The sequence below is a fragment of the Actinoplanes sp. L3-i22 genome, assembly GCF_019704555.1.
Classification (GTDB): domain Bacteria; phylum Actinomycetota; class Actinomycetes; order Mycobacteriales; family Micromonosporaceae; genus Actinoplanes.
The window spans coordinates 2781228-2801119 of the sequence record NZ_AP024745.1 but is presented as its reverse complement, the minus strand read 5'-3'; the positions used below and the strand labels follow the sequence as shown (position 1 = coordinate 2801119).

Here is a 19892-nt window from a genome sequence, read left to right as displayed (position 1 = left end):
GACCACCGGAACGAACCTCAGAGACCCCTCAAAGAGTGCTGTGCACAGGCTGTCAGATCAGGGCGACGGTGCGCTCCGCCAGGAACGACGGATCCGGCGACCAGCCGAGCCCCGGAACCTCGGGAACCGTGACGAATCCGGCCTCGCACACCACCGGCGCCGTGGTGACGTCCCGGGCGTAGTACTTGTCCGAGCCGGAGACGTCCGAAGGCAGGGTGAACCCGGGCAGCGCGCTGAGCGCCACGTTCGCCGCGCGGCCGATGCCGAACTCGTGCATGCCGCCGCACCACACCGGCATCCCCTCGGCCACCGCCAGGTCGTGCGCGCGCACCGCCGGGGTGAGGCCGCCCATCCGCGAGACCTTGATGTTGAGGATCCGGCCGGCCCCCAGACGCAGCGCGGTGACCAGGTCGTCCACCTCCTCGACCGACTCGTCCAGGCAGATCGGGGTGGTCAGGGTCGCCTGCAGCTCCGCGTGCGCGACGAACGCCCGGGGCGCGAACGGCTGCTCGATCATCACCAGGCCGAGCGCGTCCAGCTCGCGGAAGACGCCGTGCTCCCCCGCCGGGTAGGCGCCGTTGGCGTCGACATGAACCGGAACCACCGGGAACGCCGCCCGCACCGCGCGCACCGGCGCCACGTCCCACCCCGGCGCGATCTTCAGCTTGACCCGCTGATACCCCTCCACGACCCGCACGGCGACCTGTTCGAGCAGCTCGTCGATGGTCGGCTCGATCCCCAGCGAGACCCCGGCGGCCACCCGCTCCCGGGTCCCGCCGAGTGCCCGCGCCAGCGGGACACCGGCCCGCAGCGACCACAGCGCCCACGCCGCCATGTCGAACCCGGCCCGCGCGAACTGGTTCCCCCGGACCCGCGCCAGCACCGCCGCCAGCTCGGCCGGATGCTCCCACTCCACGCCCGTGACCAGCGGCGTCAGGTGATCCCGGGCCACCGCCCAGCAGCTCTCCACGGTCTCCGCGGAGTAGAACGGCCCGCTCGGCGACGCGATCTCGCCCCACCCGGTCACGCCGTCCTGATCGGTGACGGCCACCAGGATGTGCTCCAGCTCGCGCTTGGCGTGCGAGCTGGTCCGGAACTGGCGGACCAGCGGCAGCCGGACCCGCCGCAGCTCCACGTGACTGATCCGGATCATGGTGTCGCCCCCGGCTCGCCGACGTAGACGCCGAGCTCGGCGGCGAGCGCGTCACGGTCCCGCAGACGCCGGCCGGCGCCCTTCGAGCTGGCGATGGTCAGGGTCGCGAGCAGGTGCAGGGCCAGCACGATCGAGGTGGGCGAGTTCACGTACGACGCGCTGCCGGTCCCCACCACGATCCGCGCCGTCGCGATCCCGGCCAGCGGCGCGTCCTCGGCGTCGGTGACCAGCACCAGGTCACCGCCGTGCCGGACGTAGGCGGCGGCGACGTCGACCGTCTCCCGCCGGTACCGCTCCAGCGAGACGGCGATCAGCAGATCGCCCTGCCGGATGTCGCTGAGCACGTCGAGCGCGCGCAACGGCACGCCGTCGACCAGGTGCACCGCGGAGAGTCCGGCGCTCAGATCGGACGCGAGCAGCGACGCGTAGCTGAGCGATTTGCCGGAGCCGATCAGGTACCGCCGGCGGGCCGACACGATCAGCGCCGCGGCCCGCTCGATCGACTCGTGCTCGGCGGCCCACGCCAGCGCCTGATCGAACTCGGCCCGCTGCTGGTCCAGCACCCGCTGCTTGAGCACCTGCGCCGAGCGCCGCTGGACGTTGCGGTCGAAGCGGTCGGCGGGCGTCCCCCGCGAGGTCACGCGACCGCCTCGAACAGGTAGGCGGCGCGGCCCTCGCCCGCCTCCGGACGGACCACCCCGACCAGGCGTTCCCCGGCGGCGAACCGGGCCACCAGCTCCTGCCGCAACCAGGCCCGGTCCGTCGGGTCCGGCGCCGCGAAACCCTCCCCTGCCGCGGCCACCACACGACCGCCGCCGGGTCCGCCCACATTTTCCGTACGACGTGGAACGCCCTGATCGGCATCGGTCAGGTCCCAGCTCACGAGCACCCGATCGGTGCCCGGCTCGCGGTAGAAGTCGGGGAGGAACCGGATGCCGACGGCGCCCAGCACGGCCAGGTTGAAGTGGGCGTTGCGCAACGCGTACGGATCGAACGTCCACCGCATGGTCCGCGCACCCGTCCGCCGGGCGACGGTGGCCTGCCCGTACTTCAGCAATCGCCCCAAGCCGCCGCCCTGGAAGCCCACCTTGACCGCGGCGGCCTGCGAATAGTGGTAGAGCTCGCCGGCCTCGATGCCGGGGAATCCGTAGCAGAAGCCGGCGAGCGTGCCGTCGCCGGTGAGCGCGCCGATCACGGTGCCGCCGTTCTCCCTCAGCGCGGCGAGCAGGCGCGGGTTGAGGCCCCACTCGGGCGCGGTGTAGCCGAACACCTCGCGGTAGAGGGCGCAGGCGGCGGTCCACTCGGCCATCCCGCCCAGCTCCCGGACCGTGACGTCCATCCGCCCTCCCTCACTGCCGCACTCCTTGAAGATAGCGATCGTATGACTGTCATCCTGGTCCTATCCGAGCACGTTGACAACCAGTCGGTCGCAACTTAGCGTGCGGATATGACGTCTCCGGTGGTCGCGGCGCTGCATCGGTACACGCTGGCCGAGTCGCCCACGGGTGACGTCACGGCGCTGGCCGGGCTGGCCGAGATGCTGGAGGCGGACGCGGCGGCGGCCGGGTTCACGACGGCCCGGGAGCGGCATCCGACCGGCGATCACCTGATCTGGAGCCGGGCCGGCAGTGGTGGCGATGGTCCGATTCTGATCCTCACCCACTACGACACGGTGTGGCCGGTGGGGACGCTCGCCGAGATGCCGTGGAGGGTGGACGGCGACGTGATCCGCGGGCCGGGCGTCTACGACACGAAAGCCGGGATCGCGGCGCTGCTCGCGACGGTCGCCGCCCTGAGCGGGCCGGCCCCTGACCTGCGCGTGATCGTCGTCGCGGATGAGGAGATCGGGTCGCCCACCGCGACCGCCCTGGTGGCGGCCGAGGCGAAGCGGGCCGTGGCGGTGCTCGGGATGGAGCCGCCGCATCCGGGCGGCGACCTGAAGACCGGCCGGCGCGGCAGCACCCGGGCGCGGATCGAGGTGACCGGTATGGAGGCGCACGCCGCGCTCGACCCGGACGCCGGGGTGAACGCCATCGACGAGCTCGTCGACCAGTTGCTGCGCGTGCGGGAGCTCGGGGCGGGGCGGCCGGTGCTGGTCAACACCGGAACGGTCACCGGTGGCGGGCGGACCAACGTGGTGGCCGGTCAGGCGTACGCCGACCTGGGGTTGCGTTTCGCCGACCCGGAGGACGAGCGGGTGGTGCTCGGCGAGCTCGCCGCGCTGCGGGCGGTCCGGGAGCGGGCCACGGTGCGCAGCCGGCTGCTGTCGCATCGGCCCACCTGGCGACCGGATCCGGCCGGGGACCGGCTGCTCGCCCGGCTCGCCGCGATCGCCGCCGGGATCGGGCAGACCCTCGACGGCCGGCCCGCCGACGGCGCGGCCGACACCAACACGACAGGCGCGCTCGGGCGGCCCACCGTCGACGGGCTGGGACCGCGCGGCGGGGGTGCGCACGCCCGTACCGAATGGGTGTCGATCGCCGGAATCGGCGAGCGGATCGCGCTGCTCACCGCCCTCTTCGCGTCCGGTTTATAAGAATTCGCAGCAGCGTTTGGCGCACCGTGGCGCCGGGGTAACACCGGGGAGTCCGCTGGACCTCCCGGGGGTAACTTCGATGTTGAACGACAACGAGCGCCGCGCCCTGGCCGATCTGGAACGCCACCTGCAACACGACCCGGACTTCACCGCCCGGATGGACGGCCTGGCCGGCGTCCCGGCGGAGCCACCCTCCCCGGCGGTCCCGGTCCTGTGCGCCCTGCTGTTCATCACGATCCCCCTGGTCATGCTCCTGTTCGGCTGGGTCGGCGTGCTCATCGCCCTCGACCTGTTCGCCGCCGCGGTCGCCCTCATCCTGATCCGCCGCCGCACCCACCGCTGACCACGCTCGCCACGGCGGGTGATGGGTCGTTGACACGGCGTCCCGCCACTGCCAGGGTCGATGCCCCGGACTGTCCACCGTGGCGGAAGGACCCTGCCTCGTGAGCCGTATCCGACCGATGAGCTACGCCGAGGCTCTGCGGATCGTCGCCCAGGACGACCAACGTGTCAGCAAGCTCGACACCCTGCTCGGCGGCCTGATCTTCGCCACCGCGCCGTTCACCCTGGGTGCGTCCTTCGCACTGGTCGACCCCAAGAGCGAAGCGATCAAGCTGATCCGCGACCTGACCGGGACCGCCGCCGGACGGATCAAGTCAACGGTCGGCAAGCACCACTTCGAGTTGCTCGAAGCAGCGCACACCGTGATCGGCCTGTCGGCGTTCTTCGAGGCGTTCACCGAGGTGACCGGACTCGAGGTGACCGACGACGACAGACACCGGATCGTCGAACGCCCACCCGCCGGGGCGTTCGGCCGGGAACTTCAATCCGGAAGCCTTCCGATGCCCACACCGACCTGCGGCTTCGAAGACAACCTCGGGCGGATCGAGAACGCGTTCCATCGGCTGATGACGACCCTGATCGGGTTCTTCGACGGGCTCGAGGCGTGGGAGCGGGCCTATCCGGGCGATCCGGCGAAGTCGGCCCTGAGCACCACGGTGGTCGCAAAGGCCGAAGACATCTATCGGGAGCAGTTCGTGCGGTTCGCGGTGGACATCCCCGAGTTCGGCTTCTGGGTGCAGCTCGACGCGACCTCCGCGACGGCGAAGAAGATCACCGACCTCGCCTCGACGATTCACAGCCAGGGCGACTCGCTCGCCGGCCTGCAGGCCCGCCTGACCGAGCTGGGCGGTTTCCCGGGCGCGACCAGCGACGTCGAGCGCAAGTTGTTCCGGCGGGCACGTAGCATCCTGGACCAGCCGATCTGGCGAACCGCAACGCCGGGGCTCACCTTCCCCTCCGTCCAGGACGGCTTCATCAGTCCGCGGTACCGGCGGGCAGTCATGACGAAGGAGTCCGAGCCGGCGAACGAGGACTGGTGGGACGGAATCCCGCCGAGCGACGACCTGGCCGGCTTCCTCACCGAATACCTGGTCTCCCCGGGGAGCGTGCGCCAGCCGCTGGTCGTCCTCGGCCATCCCGGAGCGGGGAAGACGCTGCTCACTGAGGTCGTTGCGGCGCGGATCCCGGCCGAGTCGTTCACCACGGTTCTGGTCAAACTGCGCCAGGTCGACGCCGCGGCGGACCCGCACCGCCAGATCGAGGTGGCGCTGGAGCAGAGCACGCGGGAATCGCTGAGCTGGGGCTCGCTGGTCCGGGAGTCGGAGAAGACCAAGATTGTCATCTTCGACGGGCTAGACGAACTGATCCAGGCCACCGAGACCACCCAGAGCGATTACATCGAGCGCGTCACCGACTTCCAACGCGACGAATGGGCGGACGGGAACGCGGTGATCACCGTCATCACCTCCCGCCACCTGGTGATGGACCGGGTCCGGGTGCCCGAGGGCACCACGCTGATCCGGTTGGAGGACTTCTCCGAGGAGCAGGTCCGGCGCTGGACCGCCACCTGGAACCTGGCGAACACGCACTCTCCGGGCTTCGCCCCACTCGCCGCCGAGACCGTGCTCAGCAAGGCGGAACTGGGCCGTCAGCCGCTCCTGCTGTTCCTGCTCGCGATCTACGCCGCCGGTGCGGGCGATCGCGCATTGGCCGATCCGGCGTTGCAGGGCGCCGATCTCTACAGCGCGCTTCTCGACTCGTTCATCACCCGGCAGGTCCGTGGGAAGGCCACTGCCGAGATCAGCGCGGACGAGCAGCGCAAACGGGAGGTCGCGCTCCGGCGAGACCTGTCGATCGCCGCGTTCGCGATGTTCAATCGTGGACGCCAGTTCGTCACCGAGGACGAGCTGAGCCACGACCTGAAGGTCCTCGCCCCCGCGCCGCCGACGGAACGCCGGGCCGGCTTCGCCGAGCCGTTGACCCGGGCCAAGTCAACCGTGGCGGCGTTCTTCTTCATCCACGTCGGCCAGGCTCGGGAGCACGAGGAGTCGAGCCTCCGCAGCTACGAGTTCCTGCATGCCACCTTCGGCGAGTACCTGGTCGCCGAGTACGTGGCGCGTGAGCTGAGCTATCTGGCCGGAGACTGGGAGCGACTGAACGTCCGCGACAGCCTCGACTCACTCGACGATGATCTGCTGTTCGCGCTGCTCAGCCACCGATGCCTGACCACGCGACAGCCGGTGGTCCGCTTCGCTCAGCGGCTCATCTCCCGGGATGCCGTCGACTCGACGGCCGGCATGCTCGCCTACCTGTTCAACCGAGCCCGCAAGCCACGGAACCGGGGCGACGTCGGCCGCCATGCTCCGCATGATGTGATCAACGGACTCGCGACCTATACCGCAAATCTCGCCTCTCTGTTGATCGCCTTGTCCGGCAGCCTCCTGGTTCGCGACCTGACTACCAGCGATTACTGGGCCTCTACCGTCCAGTTGTGGCGGGCTGGATTGACAGAGGACGGGCAGCTGAGCATTCTCGGATCACTCCACATGGATGACGGCCTGGTCAGCTACGAATCAGAAACCATCCCTTTTTTTCATCCAGAAATCAGCTTCGCCCGACTTTCCCAGAACTCCGGAAGCGAACTCCGGTCCGCTGCCGGAGACGCATTATGGCGTGGGGTCGAACCAGCGGACTCCGCACATCTGAATCTCTATACAAAGATCACGGAGTTGCAAGCGAATCGGTGGCCCGTACCGGCCCTGGATCGCATGACGCCCTATGATGAGCGAGCCTATGAGTCGATCCTCGACCTGATGCGCCGTTTGGGGGACAGCGTCGATGAGATAGCTGTCCACATTCTCCTCACGATGCTGGTCGACGACGCCCCATTCCTCGATCGCGACCTGACGAGGTCACTCGTCGACCTCGCGCTCGATGCCGACGGCGGAGCAGAGAGCTACGTGCTGCTGAATCTCGCCCACCGCTGCCCCTACCTGCTCACGGACGAACGATTCGCGGATCGCATCGATTCGATCACCAATTACCCGAATGCCTTGCAGTTCATGCTTGCCGACACCCTCCAAAGAAACGGGGAGCGACTCTTCCCGGCCATGGGGCTACCGTCACGAATAGAGCCGCTCAGCGACATCATCGTCATGCCGGAAATGGTGTCCAGGTTTGCACGGGAACAGGTCGACAACAAATTCCGAATCGGACTGGTACGCGCACTGGCCGAGTTCGGCGACCTGGTCTGGTCAAGGATCGCGCCGGGCGATCTGGCCGACCTACTGGAGAGGCCGGACCTGGACCGAAGCACGATCACCGGAGCCGTCAACAGTTATCTCGCCTATCGCCGGTCCATCGGCACCCCGGAAGAGGCGCTCACCCGCCTGACCGTCTTCACCGCTCGGCCCGGCGCCGGCTGATCCGGGTTCTCATCCGGCTCTCATCGGGGCGTGTTGTGATGGGTGCGCCATGAGTGCCAGCCCTCGCGTCCTCGTCGTCGACGATCAGCCGAACATCCGGGATCTGCTGGACACCGTGCTGCGGTTCCACGGGTTCGTGGTGGACACCGCGGCCACCGCCGCCGAGGCGATCGCGGCGGCCGCGCGCCGGCCGCCCGATCTGGTGCTGCTCGACGTGATGCTGCCGGACGGGGACGGGATGGCGGTGTGCCGGCGCCTGCGGGCCGACGGGCTCGGCGCCGGCATCATCTTCCTCACCGCCCGGGATGCCCGCGCCGATCAGGTGGCCGGCCTGGCCTACGGCGGGGACGACTACGTGACCAAGCCGTTCGACGTGGAGGTCCTGCTGGCCCGCGTGCGCGCGGTGCTGCGCCGGGCCGCACCGCCGAAGACCGAGGACCAGATCCTTCGGTACGGCGATCTGCAGCTCGACCAGGAGACCCTGCGGGTCCACCGGGCCGGGGCCGAGGTGTCGCTCTCCCCGACCGAGCTCAAGCTGCTGCGCTACTTCCTGACCAACCCGAACCGGGTGCTGTCCCGCGCCCAGATCCTGGCCGCGGTCTGGGAGTTCGAGAGCCCGGCGGTCTCCAACGTGGTCGACACGTACGTCGGCTATCTGCGCCGCAAGCTGGACCGCCACGGCCCGCCGCTGATCGTCACGCACCGCGGCTTCGGCTACGCGCTGCGTTCCCGGGACCGGCCATGAGGGTCAGGTCCCTGCGGTTCTCGCTGGTCACGTCGATGGTGGCGCTGGCCGCGGCCGGCCTGATCGGGACCTGTACGACCGCGGCGGTGGCCCTCCGCGCGTACCTCCTGGAACGGACCGACGGCCAGCTCGCCGCGGCCGCCGTGCTGGTGCGGCAACGCGCGCCGGCCCTGGCCCCGGAGGGACCGGAGCTGCGCTCAGTGGTCTCGGTGACCGAGTACCTGATCGAGTTCCGCCGTGCCGACGGGCATACCGTGCGGTTCGAGAGCAGCGGCAAGCTGCCGCCCGACCCGCTGCTGGACCGGGCCGACCCGGCCCGGTCCGCGCCGCAGACGGTGACCTGCGCGGTCGGCGAGCGCTACCGGGTGCTGGTGATCCCGCTGGCCGACGGCTCCCGGGTGCTGGTCGGGCTGCCGCTGACGCCGGTCCGGAACACGGTCGCCCGGTTCGTGGTGATCGCCGTGCTGACCGGGGCGGTGGTGCTGGTCCTGCTGTCGCTGCTGGCGCACTGGCTGGTCCGGCGGCGGCTGCGGCCGCTGGACGAGATCGCCGCGACGGCCACCGCGATCGCCGCGGGGGATCTGGACCGCCGGGTCGGCGCCGCGCCCGCGCACACCGAGGTCGGCCGGCTGGCCGCCGCGGTGGACCGGATGCTGGGCCGGATCCAGGCGGCGATGACGGCGCGGGAGCGGTCCGAGGAGCGGATGCGGGCGTTCGTCGCGGACGCCTCGCACGAGCTACGGACGCCGGTCACGTCGATCAGCGGGTACCTGCAGCTGGTCCGGACCGGGGTGATCGATCTCGGGCAGCGACCGGACGTGCTGCGGCGGATCGAGGAGGAGGCCGGGCGGATCGGGGTGCTGGTCGGCGACCTGCTCTACCTGGCGCGGCTGGACTCGGATCCGCCGGTCCGGCGGGCGCGGGTCGATCTGGGCGCGCTGATCCGGGACGCGGTCGCGGACGCCGGCGCGGTCGAGCCGGACCGTCCGCTCACCGCCGCCGTGCCGGAGCCGCTGGAGGTCGCGGGGGACGCGGACACGCTGCGCCAGGTGCTCGCGAACCTGCTCGGCAACGTCCGCGCGCACACCCCGCCGGGCACCCCCGCCGAGGTCAGCGCGGTGCTCGACGGGGACCGGGTGCGGGTCGCGGTGCGCGACGAGGGTCCGGGGATGACCGCCACGACCGCGGCGCACGCGTTCGAGCGGTTCTGGCGGGCGGACGAGTCGCGGGCCCACTCCGGCGGCGCCGGCCTGGGCCTGGCGATCGTCGCCGAAGCGGTGCGGGCCCACGGCGGCACGACCGGGATCGACCCGGCGCCGGGTGCGGGCACGACCGTCTGGTTCGAGCTTCCGCGTTCCTGACGAACTCTCATCCGGCTCACGTGGCGCCGTCATGCCCGGTTGGTGACATGAACCGGTGCGAAAATCATTGATCATCACCGGCGCGGTGGCGGGCGCGCTCCTGGCCGCCGGGCTGACCGGCGATCGCTGGGCGGCGGCCGGCGCCGGGAACCGGCTGGCCGAGCGACTCCAGTGCGCCGCCGGGCTCGCCGAGCCACCGGAGGTGTCGCTCGGCGGCGTGCCGTTCCTGACCCAGCTGACGCGCGGACGGTTCGAGAAGGTGCAGGTCGAGGCGGACGCGGTCGCGGTGGGCCGGTTCCATGCCGGGGTCGCGGCGACGGCGCGGGACGTGCGCACGGCCGGCGGTTCGGTCCGGGCCGCTTCCCTCACGGTCACGGCGATCATTCGGTACGACGAGATCACCGTCCCCGCCGGACTGGGCTATGACGGCGCGGGCCGGCTCCGGCTGGCGACCACGGCTCCGCTGCTGGGCCGCGAGGTCCCGGTGGTCGTGCACGCCGCGCCGGAGGTCACCGGCGGATCCCTGGTCGTGCGGCCGGTCGAGGTGGAGATCCCCGCCGTCGGGATCCGGATTCCCGCCGCGCAACTGGGCGACCGGGCCGCTCCTCGGACGATCGGCCTGCCCGAGCTCCCCGCGGGGCTCGGCTACCAGGGCGCCGAGGCCACCGAGGACGGACTCCGGATCACCGTCGGCGGCACGCACCTCACCCTCAGCGGACAGAAGATCAACAGAAAAACCGACAATTGCGAAGGGTACGGCGGATGAGCGCGGCGGACGAGGGCAGCGGAACCTATCGGGCGTTCGCCGGGATCGGGCGCGCCGCGGTCCGCCGGCCCTGGCCGGTGATCGCCGGCTGGCTGCTGATCACGGTCGTGGTGGCTGGGCTGGTGCTGGGCTTCGGGCGGCCGGTGGACGACGACACCACGCTGCCGGGCAGCGACGGGCAGCGCGGACGGGACCTGATCGAGGCGCACTTCCCGGGCGGGGACGGGGCGAACGGGCAGGTGGTGCTGCGCTCGTCCGGCGAACGGCTGGACGCCGCCGCGTACCGCGAAGCCCTTGATCTGACCGTGCGCGGCATCGCGGACCTGGACCACGTGGTGTCGGTGGCGCCGCCCGGCGCCGCCGGCGGATCGCTCAGCGCCGACGGCCGGACCGGGTATCTCGCCGTGCAGTTCGACCTGGGGTTGCGCGACGTCGGCAGTGGCCTGATCAGCGAGGTGCTGGACGCGGCGGAACCGGCTCGGGCCGCGGGGCTGGCGGTGCTGCCCGGTGGGGCGCTGGCGCAGTCCGAGGCGAGCACGCACGCCAGCGAGGCGTTCGGGCTCGGTGTCGCCCTGATCGTGCTGGTGATCGCGTTCGGCGGGCTGGTCGCCGCCGGGCTGCCGCTGGTCACCGCGCTGATCACGCTGGTCTGCGGGATCGGCGCGATCGGGCTGGCCGGGCATGTCGCCGCGATCCCGCAGGTGGCGACGACCGTCGCCACGATGATCGGGCTCGGGGTGGGCATCGACTACGCGCTGTTCCTGATCACCCGGTACCGCCGGCTGCTGGCGGACGGCCGCGAACGCCACGCGGCGATCGTGGCGACGGTGGCGTCGTCGGGCAGCGCGGTGGCGTTCGCCGGCGGGACGGTGATCGTGGCGCTGGCCGGGCTGGCCGTCTCCGGGATCCCGATCCTGGCGACGCTGGGCTGGACGACCGGGCTGATCGTGCTGGTCGCGGTGGCGTCGGCGGTGACGTTGCTGCCCGCGCTGCTGACCGTGCTGGGGGCGCGGATCTCCCCGGCCCGGGTGCCGGGCCGGTCGGGCTGGGGGCGGCTGGCGGCGCTGGTGACCCGGCGGCCCTGGGCCTACGCGCTCGGCGCGGTGGCGCTGCTGCTGGTGCTGGCCGCGCCGGCGACCCGGATGACGCTGGGGCAGACGGATCCGGGCGACGATCCGGCCGGGACGGCGACCCGGATCGGGTACGACGTGCTCGGCGACACGTTCGGGCCGGGGGTGAACGGCCCGCTCACGGTGGTCGCCGAGCTGCGGCCCGGCGCGGACGTGCCGGCGTTGCAGGCCGCGGTCGCGGCGGTGCCCGGGGTGGCGCGGGCGCAACCGGCCCGGGTCTCGGCGGACGGGGCGGTGGCGACGATCCGGGTGGTCCCGGACAGCGCGCCGGCGGACCCGCGGACCGTGGCTACCGCCGAGGCACTGCGCGCGGTGCCCGTCACGGCGATGACCGTGCACGTCACCGGCCCGACGGCGGTCAAGGCCGAGCTGGGCGATCGGGTCGGGGTGCGGATGCCGTACGTCATCGGGGTGGTCGTTCTGCTCGCCGCCTTCCTGGTGTTCCTCGCCTTCCGCGCCCCGGTCGTGGCCGTGAAGGCCGCGGTGATGAACCTGTTCTCGGTCGCCGCCGCCTACGGGGTGCTGACCGCGGTCTTCCAGTGGGGCTGGGGCGTGTCGTGGCTGGGCCTGGACGGGCCGGTGCCGATCGAGTCGTACGTGCCGATGATGCTGTTCGCGCTGCTCTTCGGACTGTCCATGGACTACGAGGTGTTCCTGCTGACCGCGGTGCGCGAGTCCTGGGTGGCGACCGGTGACAACGCCCGCTCGGTCCGCGACGGGCTGGCCGGCACCGGCGCGGTGATCACCTCGGCGGCGCTGATCATGGTGTGCGTGTTCGCCGGGTTCACGCTCAGCCCGGCCCCGGTGGTGAAGATGATGGGCGTCGGCCTGGCGGTCGCGGTGGCGATCGACGCCACGGTGATCCGCGGGCTGCTGGTCCCGGCCACGATGGTGCTGCTCGGCCGGGCGAACTGGTGGTCGCCGGCTCCGGGCGGGCGGCGCCCGGAGGCCCGGACCGCGGAGCTCAGGCGCTGACGTCGAGGAGGTCGCCGGTGCGGTTGAGGACGTTCTTCAGCTGGCTGAAGTCGACGCCCTTGTCCTGCAGGAGGCTGACCAGGCTGGACGCGCTGGTGGCGGCCTTCGTCACGTCCTGGGAGTCCATGTCGAGCATGTCGCTGACCTGCTTGAGCTTGCCGGAGTCCTGGAGGCCGGCGTTCTCGCCGCGGGGACCGCCGGGTGGCGGGGGTGGGGTGCCCTGGCTCTGCTGCGCGGCGATCTTCTCGGCGACGTCGTCGGTGATCGCGGTGGACGAGGGCATCCCGGACTTGATCGCGGCGATCAGGTCCTCGTGTCCGACGCTCTGGCCGGTGGCGACGTCGTTCAGGCTCTTGCCGTTGGTGAGCTGGTCCTTCAGCGCGTCCTTGCTCAGGCCCAGCGTCTCGGCGATCTTGTCCATCGGGTCGTCCTGCGGCTTCTGCTGGCCGGCGTACGCCGACTGGGCCTGCGTCACCTGGTAGTTCGTCGAGTTGCTGATGCTGCTGATCGCGGTCAACGTGACTCCCCGTGGCTGCCGGGACGCCTGTCGTCCCGGACGGGGGGAACCATCGGCCGGCCGTACGGCAAGCTCTGGTTTTGAAACCCGATCCACAGGAAATAACCACCTTGGCCAAGAAATATCCGGATAAATCACCCGGCGGCGGTGATCGTGGTCGCGGTGACGACCCCCTCCGAGTCCGCGACGCCCTGGACCGTGATCTTCAAGCCGGCGGTCAGGTCGGTGACCTTCGCGGTGGCGGTCTTGCTCACCGCGGTGGTGTCCGAGGCCCGCACCGTGACCGTCTCCCCCGCCGCGGTCTGCACATAGACGGTGTTCCCGTCGACCCTGCTGATCGTCCCCGCGGTGCCACCGGCCGGCGCGGCCGACCGGTTCTGCCCGAATCCGCCCATGCCGCTGGGCATCCCGGCACCGGCCGGGAAACCGCCGCCGGCCGTCGCGGTGGACGACGACGACGACGTCGACGACGAGCCCCAGTGCTTCTGCACCTGCGCGCCGCCGGCGAACCCGCCGACCAGCAGCCCGACCCCGGCCAGCACCAGCGTGGTCCGGTTCCACCAGCGACGCGGCGCGGCCTGGGCGATGGCGCTGTTCAGGTCGTCGTGCTCGACCTCGGTCGGCGTGCGCGACAGAACCTCGGTGTCGTCGTTCATGACCTCGTCCTTCTCGGCTTTCTATTCGTAGCGCAGGGCGTCGATGGGCCGCAGCCGGGCCGCGCGGGCCGCCGGCAGGCCGCCGAAGAACAGCCCGATCAGCACCGAGACGCCCAGCGCGAGCACGACCGAGCTGGGCACGATCACCGGCTGGACGCCGACGATCTGGAACTTGCTGCCGATCAGCGCGGCGGCCACCCCGAGACCGCCGCCGATCACGCTGAGCAGCGTCGCCTCGATCAGGAACTGGCTCAGCACCACCCGCCGGGGCGCGCCGAGCGCCTTGCGGATGCCGATCTCCCGGGTCCGTTCGGTGACCGTGACCAGCATGATGTTGGTGATCCCGATGCCGCCGACCAGGAGGCTGATCGCGGCGACCGCGCCGAGCAGGGTGGTGAAGGTGTCGGCGGTCTCGGTCTGGGTCGCCAGGAGCTGAGAGGCGTTCTGGATCCGGTACGCCGTGGTCCCGTCGCTGCTCGCCGGCATCTTCTGGTCGAGGATCGTGGTGATCTCACTCTGCACCGTGTCGACCTGGTCGGAGTTCTTCGCCTCGACCAGGATCGAGCTGAGCGTGCCGTAACCGGCCAGCACCTGCCGGACCGCGGCGATCGGCGCGACCGCGGTGTCGTTGGAGTCGCTGAAGCCGCTGGAGCTCTTCTCGTCGAGCACCCCGACGATGGTGAACAGCGCGCCGCCGACGGTGACCTGCTCGCCGACCGGGTCGACGCCGGAGAACAGCTCGTCGGCGACGGTCTGGCCGATCACCACCACCCGGCGGGCCTGGGCCTCGTCGTCCGCGGTGAACAGCGCCCCGGTCTTGACCGGGAAGTTGGACGCGCCGAACCAGTCCGGCGTGGTGCCGACGAACGAGCTGACGTCGTGGTCGCTGCCCTCGTAGGTCAGCGTCGCCGACGTGCTGACCACCGGCGACACCGACTTCACGTCGGGCGCCAGGGCCGGGTCGTCGAGCGCCTCGGCGACCTTGAGGGTCAGCCCGCCGCCGCTGCTGGTCCCGCGGCTGGTGCTCATCACGGTCAGCGTGTTGGTGCCGAGCGCGGAGATCCGGTCGGCGATCGCCTGGGCCGAGCCGTTGCCGACCGCGACCAGCAGGATCACCGCGGCGACGCCGATCAGGATGCCGAGCATGGTGAGCACCGAACGCAGCTTGTTCGCGGACAGCCCGCGCAGCGCGAATCGAACGATCTCCGCGAAGTTCACGCCGCCGCCCCCGCCTCAATCACCATTTCTCGCGAAATTTCGCTCATGCCGCGTGCCGTCCCTGATGGAGCTGCCGGGTGTCCGAGGTGACCCGCCCGTCGAGGAGCCGGATCAGCCGGTCGGCGCGGGCGCCGACCTCCTCCTCGTGCGTGATGATCACGATGGTGCGGCCGACCGAGTGCAGGTCGTCGAAGACCTCGAGCACCTCGTCGGTGGCGTGACTGTCCAGGTCGCCGGTCGGCTCGTCGGCCAGCAGCAGGGCCGGCTCGGTGACCAGCGCGCGGGCCACCGCGACCCGCTGCTGCTGGCCGCCGGAGAGCTGGTTCGGCTCGTGCTCGGCGCGATCGGCCAGGCCGACCACGTCGAGCGCGAACATGGCGCGGCGCCGGCGTTCGGCGGCCCGCATCCCCGAGTACGCCAGCGGCAGTTCGACGTTCGCCACCGCCGACGTACGCGGGATCAGGTTGAACGACTGGAACACGAACCCGATCAGCCGGTTCCGGACCAGCGCGAGCTGACTGTCGGTGAGCCGGCTGACGTCCACCCCGTCGAGCAGGTACGACCCGTGGGTCGGGATGTCCAGGCAGCCGAGAATGTTCATCAGGGTGGACTTGCCGGACCCGGACGATCCCATGATCGCCACGTAGTCGCCGCGATCCACCGCCAGTGACACGCCGTCGAGGGCGCGCACCGTGGTCTCGCCCTCGCCGTACAGCTTGCGTACGTCGCGGACGTCCAGGACCGGCCGGGTCGTAGCCATGCTCAGCGTCCGCCGGGCGGGGCGCCGCCACCACCGGTGAACCCGCCGGTGCCGCTGCCGAAGCCGGTCCCGCTGCGCGAGCTCGAGTTGCTGCTCGTGGTGCTGCTGGTCGGGACGACCACCTTCTCCCCCGCGGTCAGGCCGGAGGTGATCTGGTAGGCGTCGTCGCCCTCCAGGCCGACCTGGACCTGCCGGACCTCCTGGGTCCCGGTGCTGGTCAGCACGGTGGCGGTGGAGCGCCGGCCGCTGACCGTGACGGCCGCCGAGTTGACCTTCACGGCGTTGTCGACGCTGCCGGTGACGACCGCGACGCTGACCGTCTGGCCCGGCTTGGCGCCGTCCGGCGGGTCCGGGAGGCTGACCGTCACGCCGTACGTGACCACGCTGTTGCTGGTCGTCGCGGTCGGGTCGACGGCGACCACCTTGCCGGTGGTCTCCGCGCTCGCCAGGGCGTTCCAGGTGATCGTGGCGGACTGGCCGGCCTTGAGCGCGGTGGTGTCCGACTCGGAGAACGCCGCGGTGATCTGCAGCCGGCTCAGGTCCTCGATGGCGATGAAGCCGCTCGAGGACGACGACGAGCTCGACGACGCGCCGCTCCCGCCGGTGCCGGTCGAGGCGCTGGACGAGGACGAGCCCGACGACGAGCCGCCGAGCGAGCCGTTGACCGCGGTGACCGTCCCGGCCATCGGGGCGGTCAGCTTGGTGCCGGCGACCGAGGCCGCGGCGTCGGCGACCGCCAGTTTCGCCGAGGTGACCTGGTTCTCGGCGGTGGTGGTGTCGGTGCCGGCGGTGTCGGCCCGGTCCAGCGAGTCGTTCGCGGCGTCCAGGTTGGCGTTCGCCAGGTCCAGGTCGCGCTGCGCGTCGGTGGCGTCGACCTGGGCCAGCAGCTGGCCCTTGGTCACCTTGTCGCCGACCTTGACCTTGATGGCGGTGACCGTGCCGGAGGTGGTGAACGTGGCGGCGGCGGTCGACGCGCTGGCCACCGTGCCGTCCGCGCTGACGGTCTTGGTGACCGTGCCCTGCGAGACGGTGACGGTGCGCACGTCGGTGGCTTTCGCCTCGTTGCCGGAGGAGGTGCTCCGGATCAGATTGACGCCCCAGATCGCGGCGCCGACGATCAGTAGGGCCAGCAGGGCGTTGATCGCCGTGCTCGGGGTGCGAAGCGCTTTCACCATGCCATCATGTCCGCTGCGACCGGTTCGTGGTGGGGTGTTCGCCGGTATTCCTTGATCACCAAGAACGTACGACCTGGTCGCCGCTCGCCAGTCCGTCGGTGACCTCGGTGTACTGGTCGCCACGCAGTCCGACGGTCACGGTTTTCCGGGTGCTCCGCGACCCGCTGCGGACCAGCACGGTGCCCGATCCGCCGGTGATGTCGTGCACCGCGGTGGACGGCACGCGCAGCACGTCCGTGGACTCGCCGACCCGGACCTTGACCTGCGCGGTCTGCCCGACGAGCAGGTCGGTGGGGGCGGACTTGAAGGAGAGCACCACGCCGTAGCGGACCAGCGTGCCGTCCGAGGTGCCGACCGGGTCGACCTGCACCACGGTGCCGTCCAGGGCCTCGTCGTGGTCGGCGAGCGTGATCGTGCCGGTCTGGCCGACCTTCAGCGAGCCGGCGTCGGCCTCCGGGAAGTCCGCCTCGACCTGCATGTCGTACGTGTCGGCCAGGGTGAGGAACGTCTTCCCGCTGCTCACCGTGTCGCCGACGCTGCCCGCGACGGAGACCACGGTCCCGGCGATCGGCGCCAGGATCACCGTGCCGTCCAGGGCCGCCTGCGCCTTGTCGACGGCCTGCGAGGCCTTGTTGACCGCCTGCCGCGCGCTGAGGATCGAGTCGTTGCCGGTGTCCGGGTACCCGCGGGTGGTGCAGCCGGCCGCGGCCACCTCCGGCACCGGGCTGACCCCGGTCAGATGTCCCCGGGCCGTGGTCGCGGTGGCGCACGCGGTCGCCGACGCGGTGACCGCGGCGGCCTGGTCCTCGGCGTCGTCGAGCCGGTCCTCGGCGTCGCTCAGGGTGCCCTCGGCGTCGTCCACGTCGCCGGTCGCGTCGGTGTCGTCGACGGTCGCCAGGGTCGCCCCGGCCTTGACCTTGGTGCCGGCCCGGACCTTGATCGCCTCGACGGTGCCGTTGACCGCGAACGAGAGCTCCCGGGTGGTGGCCGGCTCGACCGTGCCGGCGGTGGCCACGTCCAGGGTGACCGCGCCCTTCGCCACCGCGACCGCGACGATCGTGGCGGACTTCCCGCTGTTCTGGCGGCTGTGCACGACTCCGAGGGCCACGCCGGCGGCGATTCCCACCACGACGATGCCGGCGCCTATCCACCGAATGCGTCGTTTAGATCGGATTTGCCCCGTTACCTTGCTCATATTCGTAGATTGTGGCTGTTCACGTACCCGAACGGACCAGAATCCCGGGAGCACCCTTGCCGAGCACGCAGCACCCCACGCCCGTACGCCGGGCCGCCGCGGCCCTGACGGCCGTGGCCGCGGCCCTCCTGATCGGCGCCTGCGGTGATTCGTCCGACGACACGAACACGCCCGCGGACACCCCGGCCACGCAGTCGTCCTGCGCGCCCGGCGGCATGCCGTCCGGGATGGGCCCGGGTGGACCGTCCGGTGGCGCTCCGGGCGGCATGTCCGGCGGACCCGGCGGCCCGGGCGGGATGTCCGGTGGCCCCGGCGGGATGTCCGGCGGGCCTGGGGGCGGCCCCGGCGGCGACTGCGGTGGTGCGCGGCCCTCGGGGGCCGGCGGCGGCGGCGAGGAGACGCCCGAGGACGAACCCACCACGTTCACGCCGCACGGCACCGACCTCGGCGGCGCCCGGGAACCGCACGGCGCGCCGGGCGACGTCCTGCCGGGGGAATGACAAACCGCTTTGAGTACGCCGGAAGCACCCTCACCCAGCGTCGAGGCGCAGATGCGCCGCCGGCTGCGCCGTCACAACCGGGCGCTCGCCGAACTCGCCGCCACCAAGACCGAACTGGTCAGCGCGCTGCTGCACGAGCTGCGGACCCCGCTGACCGCCGCCCTCGGCATGCTCGACATGCTGCCCGAACAGACCGGTGACCCACTGCTCGACGAGGCGCTGCCGCTGATCTCCCGCAACCTGCGCCGGATCGAGCGGTGCACCAACGAGATCGCCACGATCAGCGGGATCGAGAGCGGGACGATCCCGCTCGACCGGACCGAGTTCGACCTGCCCGGGATGCTCCGCCGGGTGGCCGGGGCGGCCGGGGCGGACTGCGCCACCGCACCGCCGGACGGGCTGTTCCTCGGCGACCGGGAACGCCTGAGCGAGGTCGTCACCCGGCTGCTCGCCGCGGTCCGGGCGCTGAGCGGCTCGGCCGAGATCGAGGCGGAACTCGTCGGCGGCGAGTGGCAGGTGTCCTTCCCGCTGCCCGACGAGCAGGTCACCGACCGGCTGTTCACCTCGACCGGGGCGGGCGGCAACGCGATGGCGCTGATCATGGCCCGGGCGGTGGTGGGCCGGCACGGCGGGAGCGTCGGGGTGCACAGTTCCGGCGGAACCGCCTACCTCCGGATGCTGCTGCCCCTCTAGAAACGGCCGGCTCTAGAAACGGCCGGTGAGCGCTTCGACGCGGGTCAGCAGGTCCTGCGCGGTGAACGGCTTGACCAGGTAGTCGTCGGCGCCCGCGTCGAAGCCGGACGCCACGTCGAGCCACTGGCCCCGCCCGGTCAGCAGGATGATCGGGATGTCCGCGGTCTCCGCGTCGTCGCGCAGCGCCCGGCACACCTCGAGCCCGGTCATGTCGGGCATCGTCACGTCCAGGACGGCGATGTCCGGCACGTGCTCGTGCGCCGCGACCAGCGCGTCCCGCCCGTTGCGCCGGGTGTCCACGTCAAGGCCGCCGGACCGCAGCACGGTCTCGACGATCTCCAGCACGGTCGGATCGTCGTCGACCACCAGAACGGACGTCATCCCGGCCCCCTCGCTCCTCCCCAGCGTATCGACGCGCCCCGCCCAGCACCCGCACATGCCCAGATCAGCCCCAGCTCACCGCCCCCTCCACCAGAAACCACCCCCAGCCCCCGCCGGCCGCCCCGAGCAAGCGCCCAGCCGCGCCCCGCCCCGCGCCCAGCCGCGCCCAGCCACGCCCAGCGCCCAGCCGCGCCTCGCGCCCAGCCGCGCCCAGCGCCGCGCCGCGCCCAGCCGCGCCCCGCGCCGCGACCCCGCGCCCAGCCGCGGCTCGCGCTTCCGGCTGGCGCTCATGGCTCTTCCTGGGCCTGGAGACAGCCCTCAGCACCAGCCGGGACCGCGAGCCGCGGCTGGGCCCTGACCCGGT

At 71.7% G+C, this 19892-nt stretch carries 19 protein-coding genes; 9 read left to right on the top strand and 10 right to left on the bottom strand.

Annotated features, from left to right (window positions below; genetic code table 11):
• Positions 1-52: 52 nt before the first annotated feature.
• From menC to L3i22_RS12485, 3 genes are read right to left on the bottom strand one after another with little or no spacing between them, the layout of a single operon-like run.
• Positions 53-1153 carry an o-succinylbenzoate synthase gene (gene menC / locus L3i22_RS12495; RefSeq protein ID WP_221327127.1) on the bottom strand — a complete coding sequence of 367 codons (1101 nt, stop codon included), beginning with the start codon at positions 1151-1153 and terminating at the stop codon, positions 53-55.
• Positions 1150-1794, bottom strand: a complete 645-nt coding sequence (locus L3i22_RS12490) for a MurR/RpiR family transcriptional regulator (RefSeq protein WP_221327126.1) — start codon at positions 1792-1794, stop codon at positions 1150-1152. The genes menC and L3i22_RS12490 overlap by 4 nt, the downstream gene beginning before the upstream one ends.
• Positions 1791-2492: a GNAT family N-acetyltransferase gene (locus L3i22_RS12485; RefSeq protein WP_221327125.1), complete on the bottom strand. Its 702-nt coding sequence runs from the start codon at positions 2490-2492 to the stop codon at positions 1791-1793. Before L3i22_RS12485 ends, L3i22_RS12490 begins: the two co-directional genes overlap by 4 nt.
• A 108-nt stretch (positions 2493-2600) precedes the next feature.
• On the opposite strand from L3i22_RS12485, the gene L3i22_RS12480 reads away from it, so the two are divergent.
• From L3i22_RS12480 to L3i22_RS12450, 7 genes are all read left to right on the top strand, one after another.
• Complete coding sequence (locus tag L3i22_RS12480) at positions 2601-3689, top strand: M20/M25/M40 family metallo-hydrolase (RefSeq protein WP_221327124.1); 1089 nt, start codon at positions 2601-2603, stop codon at positions 3687-3689.
• A gap of 79 nt (positions 3690-3768) precedes the next feature.
• A complete protein-coding gene (locus tag L3i22_RS12475; RefSeq protein ID WP_255658165.1) occupies positions 3769-4032 on the top strand; it encodes a DUF3040 domain-containing protein in 264 nt (87 codons plus the stop codon).
• 118 nt (positions 4033-4150) lie between these two features.
• The gene (locus L3i22_RS12470) at positions 4151-7456 is read left to right on the top strand and encodes an NACHT domain-containing NTPase (protein WP_221327123.1); all 3306 of its coding nucleotides are present in this window, start codon (positions 4151-4153) and stop codon (positions 7454-7456) included.
• A 49-nt stretch (positions 7457-7505) separates the two neighbouring features.
• A complete protein-coding gene (locus L3i22_RS12465) occupies positions 7506-8201 on the top strand; it encodes a response regulator transcription factor (RefSeq protein ID WP_221327122.1) in 696 nt (231 codons plus the stop codon).
• Positions 8198-9562 carry a cell wall metabolism sensor histidine kinase WalK gene (locus L3i22_RS12460; protein ID WP_221327121.1) on the top strand — a complete coding sequence of 455 codons (1365 nt, stop codon included), beginning with the start codon at positions 8198-8200 and terminating at the stop codon, positions 9560-9562. The genes L3i22_RS12465 and L3i22_RS12460 overlap by 4 nt, the downstream gene beginning before the upstream one ends.
• A gap of 55 nt (positions 9563-9617) precedes the next feature.
• On the top strand, positions 9618-10328 hold the full coding sequence (locus L3i22_RS12455) for a DUF2993 domain-containing protein (RefSeq protein WP_221327120.1): 711 nt from the start codon (positions 9618-9620) through the stop codon (positions 10326-10328).
• Positions 10325-12433, top strand: a complete 2109-nt coding sequence (locus tag L3i22_RS12450; protein WP_221327119.1) for an MMPL family transporter — start codon at positions 10325-10327, stop codon at positions 12431-12433. The genes L3i22_RS12455 and L3i22_RS12450 overlap by 4 nt, the downstream gene beginning before the upstream one ends.
• On the opposite strand, the gene L3i22_RS12445 is transcribed toward L3i22_RS12450, so the two are convergent.
• From L3i22_RS12445 to L3i22_RS12420, 6 genes are all read right to left on the bottom strand, one after another.
• Positions 12423-12950, bottom strand: coding sequence for a hypothetical protein (locus L3i22_RS12445; RefSeq protein WP_221327118.1), 528 nt, complete (start codon positions 12948-12950; stop codon positions 12423-12425). The genes L3i22_RS12450 and L3i22_RS12445 overlap by 11 nt on opposite strands.
• 134 nt (positions 12951-13084) lie before the next feature.
• The gene (locus tag L3i22_RS12440; RefSeq protein ID WP_221327117.1) at positions 13085-13606 is read right to left on the bottom strand and encodes a hypothetical protein; all 522 of its coding nucleotides are present in this window, start codon (positions 13604-13606) and stop codon (positions 13085-13087) included.
• A 21-nt stretch (positions 13607-13627) separates the two neighbouring features.
• Positions 13628-14824: an ABC transporter permease gene (locus L3i22_RS12435; RefSeq protein ID WP_221327116.1), complete on the bottom strand. Its 1197-nt coding sequence runs from the start codon at positions 14822-14824 to the stop codon at positions 13628-13630.
• A 43-nt stretch (positions 14825-14867) separates the two neighbouring features.
• Entirely contained in the window at positions 14868-15584 is a 717-nt protein-coding gene (locus L3i22_RS12430) for an ABC transporter ATP-binding protein (RefSeq protein WP_221327115.1), read from the bottom strand.
• Positions 15585-15586: 2 nt separating this feature from the next.
• Positions 15587-16759 (bottom strand): efflux RND transporter periplasmic adaptor subunit, encoded by a 1173-nt coding sequence (locus L3i22_RS12425; RefSeq protein WP_221327114.1) that lies wholly within the window; start codon positions 16757-16759, stop codon positions 15587-15589.
• Between the two features lie 55 nt (positions 16760-16814).
• Positions 16815-17885 carry an efflux RND transporter periplasmic adaptor subunit gene (locus L3i22_RS12420; protein ID WP_370644445.1) on the bottom strand — a complete coding sequence of 357 codons (1071 nt, stop codon included), beginning with the start codon at positions 17883-17885 and terminating at the stop codon, positions 16815-16817.
• Between the two features lie 125 nt (positions 17886-18010).
• On the opposite strand from L3i22_RS12420, the gene L3i22_RS12415 reads away from it, so the two are divergent.
• Both L3i22_RS12415 and L3i22_RS12410 read left to right on the top strand, forming a co-directional pair.
• Positions 18011-18454, top strand: coding sequence for a hypothetical protein (locus L3i22_RS12415; protein ID WP_221327112.1), 444 nt, complete (start codon positions 18011-18013; stop codon positions 18452-18454).
• Between the two features lie 9 nt (positions 18455-18463).
• Positions 18464-19147 (top strand): HAMP domain-containing sensor histidine kinase, encoded by a 684-nt coding sequence (locus tag L3i22_RS12410; RefSeq protein ID WP_255658163.1) that lies wholly within the window; start codon positions 18464-18466, stop codon positions 19145-19147.
• Positions 19148-19159: 12 nt separating this feature from the next.
• Here L3i22_RS12410 and L3i22_RS12405 read toward each other — a convergent pair whose 3' ends face one another.
• Positions 19160-19528 carry a response regulator transcription factor gene (locus L3i22_RS12405; protein WP_221327111.1) on the bottom strand — a complete coding sequence of 123 codons (369 nt, stop codon included), beginning with the start codon at positions 19526-19528 and terminating at the stop codon, positions 19160-19162.
• Positions 19529-19892: the final 364 nt, after the last annotated feature.